General features: G+C 61.9%; 13 protein-coding genes. 5 read left to right on the top strand and 8 right to left on the bottom strand.

The window, feature by feature from the left end:
• Positions 1–86: 86 nt before the first annotated feature.
• Positions 87–1,277 carry a PQQ-dependent sugar dehydrogenase gene (locus DWB67_RS12325; RefSeq protein ID WP_119807848.1) on the top strand — a complete coding sequence of 397 codons (1,191 nt, stop codon included), beginning with the start codon at positions 87–89 and terminating at the stop codon, positions 1,275–1,277.
• Here the strand turns inward: DWB67_RS12325 and mutL are convergent.
• From mutL to DWB67_RS12285, 8 genes are all read right to left on the bottom strand, one after another.
• Positions 1,274–3,100: a DNA mismatch repair endonuclease MutL gene (mutL, locus tag DWB67_RS12320; RefSeq protein WP_119807847.1), complete on the bottom strand. Its 1,827-nt coding sequence runs from the start codon at positions 3,098–3,100 to the stop codon at positions 1,274–1,276. The two genes, DWB67_RS12325 and mutL, sit on opposite strands and share 4 nt — an antisense overlap.
• A 72-nt stretch (positions 3,101–3,172) precedes the next feature.
• Complete coding sequence (locus tag DWB67_RS12315; protein ID WP_119807846.1) at positions 3,173–4,483, bottom strand: pitrilysin family protein; 1,311 nt, start codon at positions 4,481–4,483, stop codon at positions 3,173–3,175.
• Positions 4,480–5,886 carry a pitrilysin family protein gene (locus DWB67_RS12310; protein ID WP_119807845.1) on the bottom strand — a complete coding sequence of 469 codons (1,407 nt, stop codon included), beginning with the start codon at positions 5,884–5,886 and terminating at the stop codon, positions 4,480–4,482. The genes DWB67_RS12315 and DWB67_RS12310 overlap by 4 nt, the downstream gene beginning before the upstream one ends.
• A gap of 155 nt (positions 5,887–6,041) precedes the next feature.
• Positions 6,042–7,259 carry a cytochrome P450 gene (locus DWB67_RS12305; protein ID WP_119807844.1) on the bottom strand — a complete coding sequence of 406 codons (1,218 nt, stop codon included), beginning with the start codon at positions 7,257–7,259 and terminating at the stop codon, positions 6,042–6,044.
• A 4-nt stretch (positions 7,260–7,263) separates the two neighbouring features.
• Positions 7,264–7,785 (bottom strand): DUF3035 domain-containing protein, encoded by a 522-nt coding sequence (locus DWB67_RS12300; RefSeq protein ID WP_119807843.1) that lies wholly within the window; start codon positions 7,783–7,785, stop codon positions 7,264–7,266.
• A 28-nt stretch (positions 7,786–7,813) separates the two neighbouring features.
• The gene (lspA, locus tag DWB67_RS12295) at positions 7,814–8,506 is read right to left on the bottom strand and encodes a signal peptidase II (RefSeq protein ID WP_370453589.1); all 693 of its coding nucleotides are present in this window, start codon (positions 8,504–8,506) and stop codon (positions 7,814–7,816) included.
• A complete protein-coding gene (gene purH, locus DWB67_RS12290; RefSeq protein ID WP_119807842.1) occupies positions 8,506–10,095 on the bottom strand; it encodes a bifunctional phosphoribosylaminoimidazolecarboxamide formyltransferase/IMP cyclohydrolase in 1,590 nt (529 codons plus the stop codon). Before purH ends, lspA begins: the two co-directional genes overlap by 1 nt.
• Positions 10,096–10,164: 69 nt before the next feature.
• Positions 10,165–11,421, bottom strand: coding sequence for an RsmB/NOP family class I SAM-dependent RNA methyltransferase (locus DWB67_RS12285; RefSeq protein ID WP_255418666.1), 1,257 nt, complete (start codon positions 11,419–11,421; stop codon positions 10,165–10,167).
• Between the two features lie 70 nt (positions 11,422–11,491).
• On the opposite strand from DWB67_RS12285, the gene DWB67_RS12280 reads away from it, so the two are divergent.
• From DWB67_RS12280 to DWB67_RS12265, 4 genes are all read left to right on the top strand, one after another.
• The gene (locus DWB67_RS12280; protein WP_119807841.1) at positions 11,492–11,680 is read left to right on the top strand and encodes a DUF1674 domain-containing protein; all 189 of its coding nucleotides are present in this window, start codon (positions 11,492–11,494) and stop codon (positions 11,678–11,680) included.
• The gene (locus DWB67_RS12275; protein WP_119807840.1) at positions 11,681–13,015 is read left to right on the top strand and encodes an amidase; all 1,335 of its coding nucleotides are present in this window, start codon (positions 11,681–11,683) and stop codon (positions 13,013–13,015) included.
• A gap of 102 nt (positions 13,016–13,117) precedes the next feature.
• Positions 13,118–14,329, top strand: coding sequence for an aminotransferase class I/II-fold pyridoxal phosphate-dependent enzyme (locus DWB67_RS12270; protein WP_119807839.1), 1,212 nt, complete (start codon positions 13,118–13,120; stop codon positions 14,327–14,329).
• Positions 14,330–16,888, top strand: a complete 2,559-nt coding sequence (locus DWB67_RS12265) for a DNA translocase FtsK (protein ID WP_119807838.1) — start codon at positions 14,330–14,332, stop codon at positions 16,886–16,888. It abuts the gene before it with no gap.
• Positions 16,889–16,902 lie beyond the last annotated feature (14 nt).

Genomic DNA, 16,902 nt, shown 5'->3' with positions numbered 1-16,902 from the left:
ACATACGACCAGCGGTTCGACATACCAGATGCAGCCCCCGCATCCCGAAGAAAACGCAACGCGATATTCATGGAAAGGGAGAAGACATGGTTCGACTACATCACGCAGCAACTGCTTTTGTCACGTTTCTGGGGGCCGGTTGTGCCACCGGACAGGGGTTTAACGATGCCCCGCCAAACGGGGCAGCATATGATCAGGCGCCTGCATTTTCAGGGCAGACACGTGCGCCTGTAATGGCTGATGATATTGCGCTGGACCAGACGGTGCTGGTGTCTGGGCTGGAACATCCTTGGGGTCTGGCCGCTTTGCCCGATGGCAACTGGTTGGTGACCGAACGACCGGGCCGGATGCGGGTCATTTCAGCGGATGGTACGCTGGGTGAACCGGTGCAGGGTCTGCCTGCAGTCGATGCGCGGGATCAGGGCGGCTTGCACGATGTCTCGGTGGCTGATGATTTCGCCGATACCCGCCGTGTCTGGTGGACCTATGCCGAACCACGCGACGAAGGCAAGAACGCCACCGCCGTCGCCACTGGCATCCTGTCGGCAGATGGCACGCAGATGCAGCAGGTCACCCGCATCTGGCAGCAGAATCCCGCATGGAATTCAACCAAGCATTTTGGTGCACGTATCGTACATGACGGGCAGGGGCACCTTCATATCGGGGTGGGGGAACGCTCACTGCCCGAACCGCGCCAATACGCCCAAGACCCCTCTGCGACTCTTGGCAAAACGGTGCGGATCAACGCGCCGGATGGCAGTCCGGCAGGGGCGGGGATCAATGGCGCATTGCCTGAAATCTGGACCATGGGGCATCGTAATATCCAGGGCGCGGCAGTCGGGCCGGATGGCCGGATCTGGATGTCCGAACACGGTCCCAAAGGCGGGGATGAACTGAACCTGATCAAGCCCGCACAAAACCACGGCTGGCCGATCGCCACTTATGGGACGGATTACAGCGGCGCGCAAATGGGCCAGACGCAGGTAGATGGCACGGTCCAGCCGGTCTATTATTGGGATCCGTCGCCTGCGCTTAGCGGAATGGCGTTCTATGACGGTGCGATGTTCCCCGAATGGCAGGGTGATCTGCTGCTGGGTGGCCTGCAGGCCAGCGCCGTGATCCGTCTGGACATCGACGGTGAAAAAGTCACGGACGAGGCGCGCCACCTGCAAGGCATCGGCCGTGTCCGCGATGTCGAGGTGGCACAGGACGGCGCTGTCATGCTGATCACCGATGAGGATGACGGCAAGCTGGTCCGCGTCAGTCGCGGCAGTTAATCGCTGCGACCGAACAGGCGTTCAATGTCGGTCAGGCGCAGTTTGACCCATGTCGGGCGTCCGTGGTTGCACTGGCCCGATCTGGGCGTCCGCTCCATTTCGCGCAGCAGGGCGTTCATTTCATCGGCGGACATCCGGCGGCCCGACCGGATGGACCCGTGGCACGCCATGGATGACAACACAGCATCCAGCCGCGCCCGCAGCCGATCGGATGTGCCCTGATCGGCCAGATCATCCAGAATATCGTTGATCAGTGCCTTGGTATTCAGGCGGGTCAACATGGCGGGGGTTTCGCGGATCGCAATCGCTCCGCCGCCAAAGGGTTCAATTACCAGACCCATTTCTGCCAGGTCATCCGCGATGGACAGGATGCGGGCGGCGTCTGCGTCGGGCAGCTCGATGATATCGGGGATCAGCATGGCCTGTGCGGGAATGGTGCGGGTGGCGGCCTGCATCTTCAGCCGTTCATAGACCAGACGTTCATGGGCGGCATGCTGGTCGACGACGATCAATCCGTCCTCGGTCTGGGCGATGATATAGTTTTCATGGATCTGCGCCCGCGCGGCACCCAAGGGGGCGCTGACGGGGGGGTCATCCTCGATCACCTCGAACCTTGCAGAGGGGCTTTCGGAAAAGCCGCTGTCCAGTACGGGCGATTGCAGGTCCAACGCGGCGCGGATGCTGGATTGTGATGGCGTGCCTGGACGCCATGTCTGCGTATATTGGGGTGTGGACGGGCGCGCGGGTTCGGGGCGAAAGGCCTGCAATGTCGCATCGCCCACGGTTGATGATGCCAGATGCCCCGCATGGGCCATGGCATGACGCAAAGCGCTGACGATCAGGCCGCGCGCCGCTTGGGGGTCACGAAAACGCACCTCGGCCTTGGCGGGGTGGACGTTCACATCGACCAGCTGCGGATCGCAGGTCAGGTAGAGCACCGCCGCCGGATAGCGCCCAGGTGCCAGCACATCCATATAGCCCGCCCGCAACGCCCCCGTCAGCAGCTTGTCGCGCACCGGACGGCCGTTCACATACAGATGCTGTGCCACCGATGCGCCCCGCGAAAACGTTGGCAGCGCGGCAAAGCCGGTCAGGGTGATCCCGTCGCGTTTGGCATCAATCGGCAAAGTATTGTCAATAAAATCCACACCCATTACCCGTGTCAGGCGGGTCTGGAATGCACCGAACAATTCGCCCTGTTCGGCATCGGCGCGAAAGATGTCGCGGCCATCGGCGGTCAGATGGAAGGCGACAAAGGGTTCGGCCATGGCCAGCCGGCGGATGACATCGGCGACGGCCTGCGCCTCGGCACGATCTGTCCGCAGGAACTTCAGACGGGCAGGGGTGGCAAAGAACAGGTCGCGCAATTCGACAACCGTGCCTTGGTTGGCGGCGGCAGGGCGGGGGGGCGTGACCTTGCCGCCGGTGACGGCGATCACCGCGCCTTCCGATGTGTCGGTGCGTGATGTGATGGTCAGCCGACCAACGGCCCCCAGCGAAGGCAGCGCCTCGCCCCTAAAGCCAAAGCTGTTGATGGCCAGAAGATCGCTGCCGTCGATCTTGCTGGTGGCGTGGCGCGACAGGGCCAGCGGCAATTCATCGGGCGTCATTCCCCAACCATTGTCGGTCACGCGGATCAGACGCTTGCCGCCATCCTCGATGTCGATGCTGATGCGTGTCGCCCCTGCGTCCAGCGCATTTTCCACCAGTTCTTTCACCGCAGATGCCGGACGTTCCACGACTTCACCCGCCGCGATGCGGTTGGCGGTGGTTTCGTCCAGTTGACGGATGACAGGGCGGAATTGGGGGGCTTGGTTGGTCATGGACCCGAAACTAACATCCGGCCCCTGACACCGCCAGAGGCGTTGCCGCGCCCGTGACAGGCGCGGCAACGGTTATTCTTGGCTGGTTTCGATGCCTTCGGGGCGACCGACCAGCACAAAGCGCAGCTGTTCGGGGTCCAGCAGACGTTTGGATACGCGGGCCACGTCTTCGGCGGTCACAGCCTCGACCTTTTCGTTGCGGGTGTTGATATAGTCGATGGGAAATCCGATTAGCTGCATTCCTGCCATGATGGCGGCAATCCGGCCATTGCCATCAAAACGCAGCGGATATTCACCGGTCAGATAGGTCTTGGCGTCGTTCAGTTCCTTATCGGTGACGCCATCGGCCATGCCGGCCCATTCCTGCTTGATCAGATCGACGGCCTGCCCGGTGGTTTCATTGGCACCGGCCATGCCGCCCTGCCAAGACTGGCCAAAGATGCCCGTCGCCAGAACCGTTCCGACACCATAGGTCAACCCGCGCTTTTCACGCACTTCGGTCATCAGGCGAGAGCTAAAGCCGCCGCCCCCAAGGATGTGGTTCGCCACAAAGGCCGCGAAGTAATCGGGGTCCTCGATACCGATGCCCGGACCGGCAAAGGACACGATGGTCTGCGGGCTGTCCCAGTCGATGACCGTGGTGCCGCCGGCGACCTGCAATTCGGCCTTTTCAGGCAGTGGTGCGGTCGCCTGTGCAGGCAACCCTCCTAAAATACGGTCCAGCAGCGGGCCCAGTTCTTGGGCTGAAATATCACCCGATGCACCGACTACCACCCGATCCCGCGCCAGAACGCGGTTCTTGGCGGCGACCAGATCCTGCCGCGTCAATTGCGCGACGCTGTCTTCGGTGCCGTTCAGCGACGTGGCATAGGGGTGATTGCCCCATGCCTGCTTGGCCAGTTCTTTGGCAGCGATGCTGTTGGGGTCTGTCGCTTCGGACCGGATCACGGCCTGAACCTGTGAGCGGACCCGCTGCACGGCGGTTTCGTCGAAACGCGGTTGGGTTAGCGCCATCGCCAACAGGTCACCTGCCTGATCGCGATTTTCCGACAGGGCGCGAAAACTAATGCTGAGGGTGTCATCATCGGTGTCGAAGGACAAGCGCGCGCCCAGATCCTCGACCGCTTGGGCGAACTGGGTGCTGTCGCGTTTTCCGGCACCTTCTTCCAGCAGCGCGGTCATCAGGTTCGTGGCACCACGCTTGCCTTCGGCATCCATGCTGGCGCCGCCCTTGAACTGGATATCCAGCGCGACAAACGGGATGCTGTCATCCTGCACCAGCCATGCCTTGATACCCCCCGGAGAGGTGACGTCCTGAATCTCGATCGCATGGGCGGGCAGGGCCAGCAGGGTCAGGATCGTTGCGATTGCGGCACGGATCATCCTTGCACCTCGGCGTTTGCGGGTTTCGGCGGTGCCGCCTTGGCGGCAGGTTCGGCTGCGGGTTCGGGGGTCAGCCAGCCGGTCACAGCGCCACCTTCGGTCAAAACATCACGCGCGGCGGCCATGACGTCATCTGCGGTGACCGCCGACAGGATATCGGACCAGTCGTTCACATCCTCGACCGTAAGGCCGGTGGCCAGACCTTGCCCGTAATCATATGCGCGGGCATGGGCACTGTCCTTGGCATAGACCTGTGCCGCCTGAATGCGGGTCTTGACCCGTTCCAGATCAGCTGCATCCACACCATCGGTCAGGAACTTGTCCAATGCCGCGTCCAGCGCCGCTTCCGCCTTGGCGGGTTCGGTGCCCTGTGGCGGAATCAGTTGCAGCGTAAATTCTGTCGGGTCAAACGACAGCCCTTCATAAGACGCAGACACCCAAAGCGCCTTACCACTCAACACCAGCTCACGCCCCAGAACCGAGGTTTGCGTCGATCCGCCCAGCAGATCGGCCAGCACCGTCAACGCGGCGGCCTTTTCCTGATCACCGGCATTGCGTTCGGGGGCCAACATACTGCGCGTCATGCGTGGCTGTGCGACGCGCGGGTCGGACATATTGATCCGGCGGTCGGTCAGTTTGACCTGTTCCTGCGGACGGACACGCGGCTCGGCCTTGCCCTTGGCAGGGATCGGGCCATAGTTTTCTTCGGCCAGACGGCGGGCTTCTTCGGGGGTCACATCGCCCGCGATGACCAGAATCGCCTCGTTCGGGGAATAATGCGTGTCATACCAGTCGATGGCATCTTCACGCGTCAGGTCAGTGATTTCGTTCTTCCAGCCGATGATCGGACGACCATAAGGATGGTTGTCATAAACAATGGCGTTCATTTCCTCGTTGAACAGGGCGGCGGGATCGCTGTCGATCCGTTGCGCGCGTTCGGACAGAACCACCTGACGTTCCGCCTTCCAATCGTCATCCGAGATGTTCAGATTGCCCATCCGGTCGGCCTCCATCCCCATGACAAGGGGCAGCCGGTCACTGGCAATGCGCTGGAAATAGGCGGTGTAATCCCAGCTGGTAAAGGCATTGTCACTGCCGCCATTGGCGGTGACCGTTTTCGACAGTTCACCTGCCTCCAGCTTGTCTGTGCCCTTGAACATCAGATGTTCAAGATAATGGGCAATGCCGGATTTGCCGGGGACCTCATCTGCGGCCCCGATCTTGTACCAGACCATCTGAACAACGACAGGGGCGCGGTCATCCTGAATGACGACAGCTTCCAGACCGTTTGGCAGGGTGAAATGGGTGACGTCTTCGGGCATTTCGGCCATGGCCGAAAAAGTGGTTCCAAGCACAAGTGCCGAAGACAGCATCAGGGCAGGACGAATGGTGGGGCGACGCATCGGTTATGCAACCTCCTCTTGCTGGGCGGAAACTTGGACCGCTGACAGCATGGGTACAAGATACCCTCGCGGGATTGTGCAGGGATGGCATCTGGCGCGCGCGGGGCGGATGCCCCCGACCACGGCCCCCTTCGATGGGGGGCTGGGGTCGTGTCCTATGCGGTCAGCGCCAAGGGCAGATATGTCGGGCCGTGGGCCTGCAAACCGGTTTTCCATCGTGCCTGACCGTCCAGCGCCATATCGGGTGCGCGATCCAGCAAGGCCTTGAACAGGATCTCCATGTTCAGACGGGCCAGATTGTTCCCCAGACAGACATGCGGCCCTGCACCAAAGGCCAGATGCACATTCGGGCGCCGGGCAATATCTAACCGGTCCGGATCGGCAAATGCAGCCGGATCGCGATTCGCACTGGCGTAGAGCAGCCCGAATTTCGTCCCTTTGGGCCAGTCCTGCCCGCAGATGGTCATATCCTCGGATGCAAAGCGGTGGAAGAAAGGCAAGGGGGCCGCAAAGCGGAACATCTCTTGTACCGCCAATGGCATCAGCGCGTGATCGTCGCGCAGCAGCGCCAGCTGGTCGGGATGGGTCAGTAGCGCATGCAGCCCGCTACCCATGACGTCGATGGTCGACCCGTGACCGGCATGAAGGATCTGCATGATCGTCGCGATCAATTCGTCATGCGTCATCAGACCGGCTGTTTCAGCCTCGATCATCGCCGACATCAGATCGTCGCGCGGGGCAATGCGGCGGGCAGCGTGCAAATCTTCCAGCAGTTCTGCGAACAGACGGGTCGATTCCTCGGCCCGCGCTTTTTTTGTCGCTGTGCGGTCCATGTCGAAATAGCTGACCACATCTTCGGACCAGATGGTCATCTGCGGGGCCAGTTCGGGGGCGGTGCCGATCAGATGGCCGATGACCTGCCCGGGCAGATGTGCCGCCAGATCGGCAATAAAATCGATGCGCCCCTGCGGGATCAGTCGGTCCAGCGACTGATCGACCCATCCGGTTGCAAACCCGCGCAGGCTTTCCAGACGCGATTTAGTAAAAAACGGAAAGACGGCACGGCGCAGCTTGTCATGCGCCGGTCCGTCGATTTCCAGCATGGATGTCTGCACTAGCCGTTCGTGGAAGGGCATATCATGGAAATTCGCGGCCACCTGAATGCGGCGCAATTCGTCGGCATCGGCAAAGGCGGCGGCCCCGCGCACCATGCGGCGATCCAGCGTAATCTCGCGCAGGTCCTGCATGCGGCTGGCCAGATGGCCGTCGAATTCATCCCAATAGGGCAGGCCGGGACGATCACGCAATGCCGCATAGGCAGGCCAGGGGTTTGCCCCGAAATCCGGCGTCGCCGGATCGAACAGCTTGGTCAAAGGATTACTCCTCCAGCGGGGCCGGAGCGGTCGATGTCACAGCACCTGCCTTTTGCCAGCGCAGCTGTTCGGCGCGGCTGTCCAGCGCCATGGCCGAATAGGCCCGCTGATAGACCGAGCTGCCGAACAGGGTTTCCAACGCGCGGCGACCGTTTCTGGCGCGCCATTGTGCATCCTCGGTGGCAAGGGTCTGGCGGATTTGTGGGTCATTTCCCTGACGCGAGACCTGCGCCACCAAGGCCTGATCGGCGGCACCGATGCCCTGATCGACCAGTCGGTCGGGGTTGCCGCCAAGGGCTGCCACGGCATCGCCCTGTGGGTTGGGATCGGTAATATTCGCACCGCCCGGCGTCGGCGCAGGCAAGACCGCCAGATCGGGCGGCATCGACAGGCTTCGTGTCGGCATAATGGCAAATTCATCCGGTCCGGCCTGACCCGCCTTCAGGTTGTTCAGCGGTTTTCCCCCCGAACACGCCCCAAGGGCCATCAAAGCCGTCATTCCGATCATCAGCGCAATAGTCCGCATGTCCTGCCCCTTCGTCCTTTGCGACGTTCTAGCCCGATTTTCCGTCGTCGTCACGCGTCGCGTCATTGGGGTGGTCGTGGACCACATCACCCTGCTTGCGCAAGCCCTGTGCTGTATTCGCCTGCGCCTTGGTCGTTTTCCTTGCGACTTTAACCGGTGCGGCTTCTGGCTTTTTCTGGGGCATCAGCACCAGCCCGAAGGCCCCTGCGAAAATAGCGATATCCGCCACATTGAAGCTGTATGGATTTTGCCAGCCCGGCACCGACATATTCAGGAAATCCGCCACTGCACCATAAAACACGCGGTCCACGACATTTCCCAACGCGCCGCCAATCAGCATCCCCGCCGAGATTTTGGCGATCCGGCCAAAGCCGTTGCGCCAGACCCAGATCCAGACCCACAGACAGATGGCAATGGCGATGACGACCAGAATCCAGCGCATCAGATGCTGTTCTGATGACATCAGGCCAAAATTTACACCCTGATTCCATGCCATCCGCAGGTTCAACCATGGCGGCAGGACATCAATGGACCGCTTCAGATCGAGTTGCAGGATGTGGACGACCAGATATTTCAACGCCTGATCGACGCCAAAGACTGCTGCGGCCACCCATGTGACCAGCCGCATATCGGTTCGTATAACGGGCGCGGGTTTGCGCGGCGCGGGTTTCCCCTTGCCGCGCGCCGTTTTCGCCCCGCCTGTCTTGGAAGGGCCGCCCATCAGTGACGGAAATGCCGTTGGCCGGTCAGCACCATGGCCAGACCCAGACGGTTTGCGGTGGCGATCACTTCGTCATCGCGCATGGAGCCACCGGGGTGGATAACGGCGCGTGCGCCCGCCTCGGCCAGTGCCTCGATGCCGTCGGCAAAGGGGAAGAACGCGTCCGATGCAACAGCCGATCCGATGGTCAGGGGTTGGGTCAGGCCCATGGCCTGCGCCATATCCTCGGATTTGCGACGACCGATGCGGGTGCTGTCAACGCGGCTCATCTGGCCCGCGCCGATGCCGACAGTCGCCAGATCCTTGGCATAGACGATGGCGTTCGATTTGACGTGCTTGGCGACGGTCCATGCAAACAGCAGATCGGCCAGCTCTTCTTCGGATGGCTGGCGTTCGCTGACGATTTCCAGATCATCGCGGGTGATGCGGCCATTGTCGCGGCCCTGCACCAGAAAACCACCGGCAACCTGACGGAAATTGGTGCCTGCGGCGGTCACATCGGGCAAGCCGCCCGTGGTCAGCAAACGCAAGTTTTTCTTGGCGGCAAAGATGCGCTTGGCGTCTTCGTCGGCGTCAGGGGCAATCACGACTTCGGTGAAGATCTTGACGATTTCTTCCGCCGTCGCGCCGTCCAGCGGCTGGTTCAGCGCGATGATACCACCAAAGGCCGAGGTGCGGTCGCAATCGAACGCCCGCTTATAGGCGTCCAATGCGCTGTCACCGCGCGACACGCCGCATGGATTGGCGTGCTTGATGATCGCGCAGGCCGGGCCTTGGGCGGGATCGAATTCCGACACCAGCTCGAACGCGGCATCGGTATCGTTGATGTTGTTATAGGACAATTCCTTGCCCTGCCACTGGCGGGCGGTTGCCACACCGGGGCGAACGTCGCCTGTGGTATAGAACGCGGCCTGCTGATGCGGGTTTTCGCCGTAACGCAGCCCTTGGGCCAGCGTACCTGCAAATGCGCGGCGGCGCGGCGTGTCCTGACCGATTGCGCCAGCCATCCACGTACTGACCGCGGCGTCATAGGCTGCCGTGCGGGCATAGGCGATCTGGGCCTGACGCTGGCGGAATTCCAGCGTGGTCGCGCCGTCGTTGTCGTTCAGTTCGGCCAGCAGGGCGTCGTAATCCTGCACATCGACAATGACGTTGACGAAGCCATGGTTCTTGGCACCGGCGCGGATCATGGCGGGGCCGCCGATGTCGATGTTCTCGATGCAATCGTTGTAATCGCCACCCTTGGCAACGGTTTCTTCAAACGGATACAGGTTCACGACCAGCAGGTCGATGGGGCCGATGTTATGGGCCTCCATCGCGGCCAGATGTTCGTCATTGTCGCGCAGGGCCAGCAGGCCGCCGTGGACGACGGGGTGCAGCGTTTTGACGCGGCCATCCATCATTTCGGGAAAGCCGGTGACATCCGCGACGTCGACGACGGTCAGGCCCGCCTCTCTCATCGCTTTGGCGCTGCCGCCGGTGGACAGGATTTCGACCCCGCGGGCGTCAAGCGCCCGTGCAAAGTCAATCAAGCCGGTTTTGTCGGATACCGAGATCAGGGCGCGCTTCAGGGCGACGGGACGGGTCATATGGGCCTCGTGTGTCTGGTCAGGCGTCAGTTACCCCTGCGGGACCCGAAGGTCCAGCAGGGATCGAAATCAGGCGGGCTTTCTAAGGACAGCCATATAGAAGCCGTCCATACCACCGTTATCTGCCCAGTAATCGGGCCGAAGGCGCAAGCCGCCTTCTTCAGTGATCCATGCGGGGTCGATACCGTCCAGCACGGGGCGTTCGACCGTCAGGCCGGGGTGGCGTGCCAAAGCCTCGTCCACCTGCACTTCACCTTCGTCCGGTATCAGCGAACAGGTGGCATAGACCAGCCGCCCGCCCGGACGCAGCAGCGACAGCGCGTGATCCAGCAGCTTTTCCTGCAATTCGATCAGATCGCCGATGCCATAGCCGTCGCGTATAAAGGGCAGGTCGGGGTGGCGGCGGATAGTGCCGGTGGCCGAACAGGGCGCATCCAGCAGGATCGCATCCAAGGGCGCATCGGGGTGCCATTCCAGCGCGTCGGCGGTGACCAGCTTTGCGCTTAGTCCGCAACGCGTCAGGTTTTCGGTCACGCGCTTCAGGCGTTGTTCATTGATATCGACGGCGATGACATCCGCACCGGTCGCGGCCAGCTGCATCGTCTTGCCACCGGGGGCGGCACATAGATCGGCAACGCGTTCACCGGCTTCGGCGTTCAGCAAACGCGCGGGCAGCGCCGCTGCCGCGTCCTGCACCCACCAGTCGCCTTCGGTAAACCCGGGCAGGGCCGAGACATGGACATGTCCATGCAACCGCAACGATCCGGTCGGAAGCAGTTCTGCGCCCTCGATCGTGGTTGATCCGGATTTCAGCGTCAGGTCGATGGGCGCGCCCTGTTGATGCGCTGCCTCCATCGCGGACATTGTGCCTTCGTCATAGGCATCCAGCAACGGATCGCGCAGCCATTCCGGCAGCTGTTGGGGCCGCAAATCGGCCCAGCCTTCATAGGCGGACGCCTTGCGCAGCACCGCATTCACCATGCCTGCCGCTGCCTGACCACGCTGGCCAAGGGTGCGCGTTAGATCGACCGCCGCACCCACGACGCCATGGGCAGGGGCGCCCAGTTCCAGCATCTCGACCACGGCCAGACGCAGCACATCTGCCACCTGTGGTGCGGGTTTGCGGTTCACGAATGTCTCGATCACCTGATCGGCGCGCCCTTGATGGCGCAGGGTTTCTGCCGCCAAGCGTGCCGCGCGTGCCTGTTCGGCCACCGGCATCTTGCGCAGAACGCCGGATTGGTCGGAGAGTGACAGCCCGTCACGCACCCCTTGGATCAATCGTAATGCGCCATTACGCGCCATATCGCCGCCCGGCTTTGCCAAAACGTTTTCCTTCACCTAGATGTTGTCTAAGACTAAGCGCGACCCATACGCCTATTCGGGGGATCTTTCCATGAGTGATGATACCAACGCCCATCAGACCGACCTGCCACCTGCCGCCCAGCGCGCTTTGGCCGAGGCTGAAGCACGCCGCAAAGCTGCAAAGGATAAGGAACTGCCGGTTGAATACGGTGGTCGCGACGGCCCCGAAGCCGTGCGTTTCGGCGATTACGAAAAGAACGGCATCGCGGTGGATTTCTGAATGGAGTGGCGTTTGAAGTCTGCCACCCAGCAGGGCCGCGCGATTTTGGCCGGCCTTCTTGATCCCATCGACCAGACCGAGGCCTATCTGGCTGCGGCCAAGGCGCACCCCGATTGCGACCGCATTTATGCGCGTACAACTCCGTCGCGCGCCCGTTCGGAAGCGGTTGCCGCCCATGATCGTGCCAAACAGGACCGCCGTCACAGCCTGCTGGACGGTGTGGCGGTCAGCTGGAAAGACAATATCGACAGCGGCGGCACCGTGACCGAGGCAGGCTCCAAGCTGTTGGAGGGTCGCGTTCCGCGCAAGGACGGCATCGTTCTGGCACGTGGTGCGCGTCGCGGTCTGGTCTGTCTAGGCAAGACGCATATGACGGAACTGGCTTTTTCGGGTCTGGGCCTTAACCCTGTAACGGCAACGCCGCCGAATGCGCTGGACCCGATCCGTGCGCCGGGCGGGTCGTCATCGGGGGCGGCGGTTTCTGTGGCGCTGGGCCTTGCGGCAGCGGCGATCGGTACGGATACCGGCGGTTCGGTCCGCGTGCCTGCGGCATGGAACGGGCTGGTGGGCTTCAAGCCGACGCATGGCGCATTGCCTGAAAAAGGCGTGGTGCCGCTGGCGCGCAAATTCGACATTCCCGGCCCGATTGCCCGCACGGTCGAGGATTGCGCCGAACTGTTCGCAATCATGGCCGACCAATCCGCTCCCGATCTGGAAGGTGCCTCGGTCAAGGGGCTGCGTCTGATGGTGCTGGAGGGGCTGCCCTTCGACGGTGCCGAAACAGGTGTCGTCACGGCGTTTCAGGATGCGGTCGACCGGCTGGCCCGCGCGGGTGCCCAGATTACGCATGTCTCGACCGACTGGCTGGATAAGGCGATGGTGCTGTCATCGCAGGTCTTTGCCCCCGAAGCCTATGGCATCTGGCGCGCCCAGATCGAGGATGCGCCCGAACTGATGTGGGCCCCCATCCTTGAACGCTTCCGTGGCGGGGCCGAGGTCAGCGGCCCCGATTACGTCGCCGCATGGGAAACCCTAACGCGCATCCGCCGCAAATGGATCAAGGAAGTGGTGGGCGGCTATGACGCCGTGCTGGTGCCGACCGTGCCGATCCTGCCGCCCATCACCCAGCAGTTGATGGAGGATCAGGACGAGTTTGTCCGCGCCAACCTGCTGACCCTGCGCAATACCCGTATCGCGAACCTGTTGGGTTTGCCTTCGGTGACATTGCCGACGGGGCTGCCGGCCTGCGGGATATCTGTCATGGGGCATGCAGGGCTGGACCGCCATCTTCTGCGCGTCGCCGCAGGGGCCGAGGCAGCGCTGGCTGTGACATAGGCAACCGCCCGCAGGCTTTGGGTGTTTCGCTGGACGCAAGGGGATGATCACGCTAATGTTTCGGCCAAGGAACGGGGCGTAGACCCCGAAAGCGAGGCAGAGATGACATTCCCCGAGCGGTTCTCGAACTTGCCGGAATACGCGTTCCCGCGATTGCGGGCGTTGCTGTCGAATATTCAACCGGGACTTGCGCCCGGTGAATCGCCGATGGTCCTGACCATCGGTGAACCCCGTCACGCCATGCCCGATTTTGTCGGGCCGGTGATGGCCGACAGCATCGCAGAATTTGCGAAATACCCCACGAACGAAGGCGCGCCCGAATTGTTGGACGCGATTAGCGCCTGGTTGAAACGCCGTCACGGGCTGGACATTACCACCGACCGGCTGATGGCCCTGAACGGCACCCGCGAGGGGCTATTCAACGCCGCCCTTGCGCTGTGCCCCGAAATCAAAAACGGTCAGCGGTCGGCCATTCTGGTGCCGAACCCGTTTTATCAGGTCTATGCTGTGGCCGCGGCTGCCGTGAACGCCGAGGCGATCTTTCTGCCCGCCACGCCTGAAACGGGTAATCTGCCCGATTATGCAGGGGTTCCTGCCGATGTGCTGGACCGTGTGGCCATTGCCTATCTGTGTTCGCCAGCCAATCCGCAAGGGGCGATGGCCGACCGTGATTATCTGGAAACGCTGGTCACGCTGGCGGAACGCCATGATTTCCTGATCTTCTCGGATGAATGCTATTCCGAAATCTATCGCGATGCGCCGCCCCCAAGTGCGCTGGCTGTGGCCACAGACATGGGGCTGGCCGACCGCGTCGTGATGTTCAATTCGCTGTCCAAGCGGTCGAACCTGCCGGGTCTGCGGTCAGGCTTTGTTGCAGCCAGCAAGGCACAGATGGTCAAGATACGCCAGCTGCGCAGCTTTGCAGGCGCGCCTTTGCCCTTGCCGGTCCAGCGTGTGTCGCAGGCTGCGTGGGCAGATGATGCCCATGCCGATGCGAACCGGGCGCTTTATCTGGAAAAATACCACATCGCCGACCGCATTCTGGGCAATATCCCCGGATATCTGCCCATCGATGGCGGGTTTTTCCTGTGGCTGCCCGTCGAAGACGGCGAGGCTGCGGCCTGTAAGCTATGGGCGACGGCGGGCATTCAGGTGCTGCCGGGGGCCTATCTATCGCGCGATGTCGATGGCCGGAACCCCGGACAGGGCTTTATCCGCGTGGCGCTGGTCGCTGATGCGGCACAAACCGAAACAGCTCTGACCCGACTGCGCGCGGTGCTGTATGATGACATAACAACGGGAGGGGATGATTAAATGGCAAGCTGGCAGGCAAAAAACCGCGATCCGCTGTTTGATCAGACCACTCAGGCGGCGCTGGAACGGCGCGGCAAGGAATTGCTAGGCGCGGGACTGATCCTGCTGGCCCTGTTGATCGGGATGATGCTGGGCAGCTGGTCTGCCGACGACCCCAGCTTCCTGTCGGCCACCGATGCGCCCGCGCAGAATATGCTGGGCAGTCTGGGGGCCTATATTGCGGCGCCGTTGATGATGATCGCGGGCTATGGCGCATGGATGCTGGTCACCGCCGGTGTCGTCTGGGGCCTGCGCATGATGCTGCACAAAGGCGAAGAACGGTTGATGCGCGGGCTGTTTACGCCCATCGCCGTGGCACTTGTGTCCGTCTATTGCAGCACGCTGACGCCCGACGCGGCGTGGCAGCAGAATTACGGCATGGGCGGTCATTTCGGTGACATGATCATGGGTGCCTTCCTCAGCCTGCTGCCGATGAAGGCGCAATTCGGCATCCGCTTTGCGGCGCTGATCGTGGCGGTGGCAACCGTCAGCACTGCGGCCTTTGTTCTTGGCTTCAGCAAGGCCGAACTGCTGGCCCTGAAATCACGCTTTTTCCGCGGGTTGGCAACGGCCCTGCATCTGTCATTGCGGGCCTATGATGCGGGCAGTGCATTTGTGCAGCGCCTGCGTCAGCCGCGTGAACAGATCGATCAGGATGACCGCGTCGAACCCGCCCCCACTCGTGCAAAATCCGCCCCCATGCAGTTCGAGCTGGAAGAAGAAATGCCCGAGCCCGAGCTGATCGAGCGTGATTCGGATTACGATGGCGCTGCCCCCAGCGAGGAAGAAGTGCGTGGCCGGATCAGCGATGCGATCCGCAGCCAGACGGCGAAATCCTCGGTTCTGGCGGCGGTGACATCGCGGTTGAACCGTGAAGGCATCCCCGCACAGCCCGAACAGCCAATGCTGCTGGACACACCGCCAGCCCATGCGCCGCAGGTGACACCGCGCAAAGCCGCCCCCGAACCTGCATCGGTGGCCCCCAAGCCCGTCGTCGAAATCACCGATGGCAGCTATGAGCGGCCTCCGCTGTCGTTGTTGTCCTTGCCGGATGAAGGCGATCAGGCCCCCATCTCGGAAGAGATGCTGATGGAAAACGCCCGCGCGTTGGAGGCAGTGCTGGATGATTACGGCGTCAAAGGCCAGATCACCGAGGTTCGCCCCGGTCCTGTCGTCACGCTTTACGAACTGGAACCCGCGCCGGGCCTGAAGGCCAGCCGTGTGATCGGTCTGGCTGACGATATCGCGCGGTCGATGTCTGCCCTGTCAGCGCGTGTTTCGACCGTGCCGGGCCGCAGCGTCATCGGCATCGAATTGCCCAATGCCCGTCGCGAAAAAGTGGCCTTCCGCGAAATTCTGGCCAGCCGCGCCTTTGCTGACGGCAAGCAGCCTTTGCCGCTGGCCTTGGGCAAAGATATCGGCGGTGATCCCATCGTGGCGAACCTTGCCAAGATGCCCCACCTGCTGATTGCAGGGACCACGGGTTCGGGTAAGTCGGTGGCGATCAACACCATGATTCTGTCGCTGCTGTACAAGCTGACGCCCGATGAATGCCGGTTGATCATGATCGACCCCAAGATGCTGGAACTGTCGGTCTATGACGGCATCCCGCATTTGCTGTCGCCTGTTGTTACCGACCCCAAAAAGGCGGTTGTCGCCCTGAAATGGGTCGTGGGCGAAATGGAAGATCGCTATCGCAAGATGTCCAAGATGGGCGTGCGCAATATCGAAGGCTATAACGGTCGCGTGGCCGAAGCCCTGTCCAAGGGCGAGATGTTCAAGCGCACCGTCCAGACCGGCTTCGACGAAGACACCGGCGATGCAATTTGGGAGACCGAGGAATTCCAGCCCGAATCCTTCCCCTATATTGTTGTTGTTGTCGATGAAATGGCCGACCTGATGATGGTCGCGGGCAAGGAAATCGAGGCCTGCATCCAGCGTCTGGCGCAGATGGCGCGGGCCTCGGGCATCCACCTGATCATGGCGACGCAGCGTCCGTCGGTCGATGTCATCACCGGCACAATCAAGGCGAACTTCCCTACGCGGGTTAGCTTCCAGGTGACCTCGAAGATCGACAGCCGCACGATCCTGGGCGAACAAGGTGCCGAACAGCTGCTGGGGCAGGGCGATATGCTGTATATGGGCAATGGCGCGCGCATCACCCGTATCCACGGTCCTTTCGTCAGCGACGAAGAGGTCGAGGAGATCGTGAACCACCTGAAATCCTTTGGTCCGCCCAGCTATAAATCCGGCGTCGTCGAAGGCCCCGAAGATGACAAGGCCGACAATATCGACGCCGTTCTTGGGTTGGGCAGCAGCGACAACGGGGATGATGCACTTTACGATCAGGCTGTGATGATTGTGGCCCGCGATCGCAAATGCTCGACCAGTTATATCCAGCGCAAGCTGGCGATCGGTTACAACAAGGCCGCGCGTCTTGTCGAACAGATGGAAGATCAGGGCGTCGTGTCCTCGGCCAACCATGTCGGCAAGCGCGAGGTTCTGGTGCCGGAAGTTTAAGGCACCGTCAGGAA

The organism is Paracoccus sp. JM45, from assembly GCF_003590715.1.
Lineage (GTDB): Bacteria > Pseudomonadota > Alphaproteobacteria > Rhodobacterales > Rhodobacteraceae > Paracoccus.
The sequence above is the reverse complement of the archived record's forward strand: the minus strand, read 5'-3'. Positions and strand labels throughout refer to the sequence as shown.

What these genes read in the sequence shown, in the direction of transcription:
- DWB67_RS12325 (WP_119807848.1), top strand. Translation starts at nt 87, where the DNA reads ATGGTTCGACTACATCACGCAGCAACTGCTTTTGTCACGTTTCTGGGG.
- mutL (WP_119807847.1), bottom strand. Translation starts at nt 3,100, where the DNA reads ATGACCAACCAAGCCCCCCAATTCCGCCCTGTCATCCGTCAACTGGAC.
- DWB67_RS12315 (WP_119807846.1), bottom strand. Translation starts at nt 4,483, where the DNA reads ATGATCCGTGCCGCAATCGCAACGATCCTGACCCTGCTGGCCCTGCCC.
- DWB67_RS12310 (WP_119807845.1), bottom strand. Translation starts at nt 5,886, where the DNA reads ATGCGTCGCCCCACCATTCGTCCTGCCCTGATGCTGTCTTCGGCACTT.
- DWB67_RS12300 (WP_119807843.1), bottom strand. Translation starts at nt 7,785, where the DNA reads ATGCGGACTATTGCGCTGATGATCGGAATGACGGCTTTGATGGCCCTT.
- lspA (WP_370453589.1), bottom strand. Translation starts at nt 8,506, where the DNA reads ATGGGCGGCCCTTCCAAGACAGGCGGGGCGAAAACGGCGCGCGGCAAG.
- purH (WP_119807842.1), bottom strand. Translation starts at nt 10,095, where the DNA reads ATGACCCGTCCCGTCGCCCTGAAGCGCGCCCTGATCTCGGTATCCGAC.
- DWB67_RS12280 (WP_119807841.1), top strand. Translation starts at nt 11,492, where the DNA reads ATGAGTGATGATACCAACGCCCATCAGACCGACCTGCCACCTGCCGCC.
- DWB67_RS12275 (WP_119807840.1), top strand. Translation starts at nt 11,681, where the DNA reads ATGGAGTGGCGTTTGAAGTCTGCCACCCAGCAGGGCCGCGCGATTTTG.
- DWB67_RS12270 (WP_119807839.1), top strand. Translation starts at nt 13,118, where the DNA reads ATGACATTCCCCGAGCGGTTCTCGAACTTGCCGGAATACGCGTTCCCG.
- DWB67_RS12265 (WP_119807838.1), top strand. Translation starts at nt 14,330, where the DNA reads ATGGCAAGCTGGCAGGCAAAAAACCGCGATCCGCTGTTTGATCAGACC.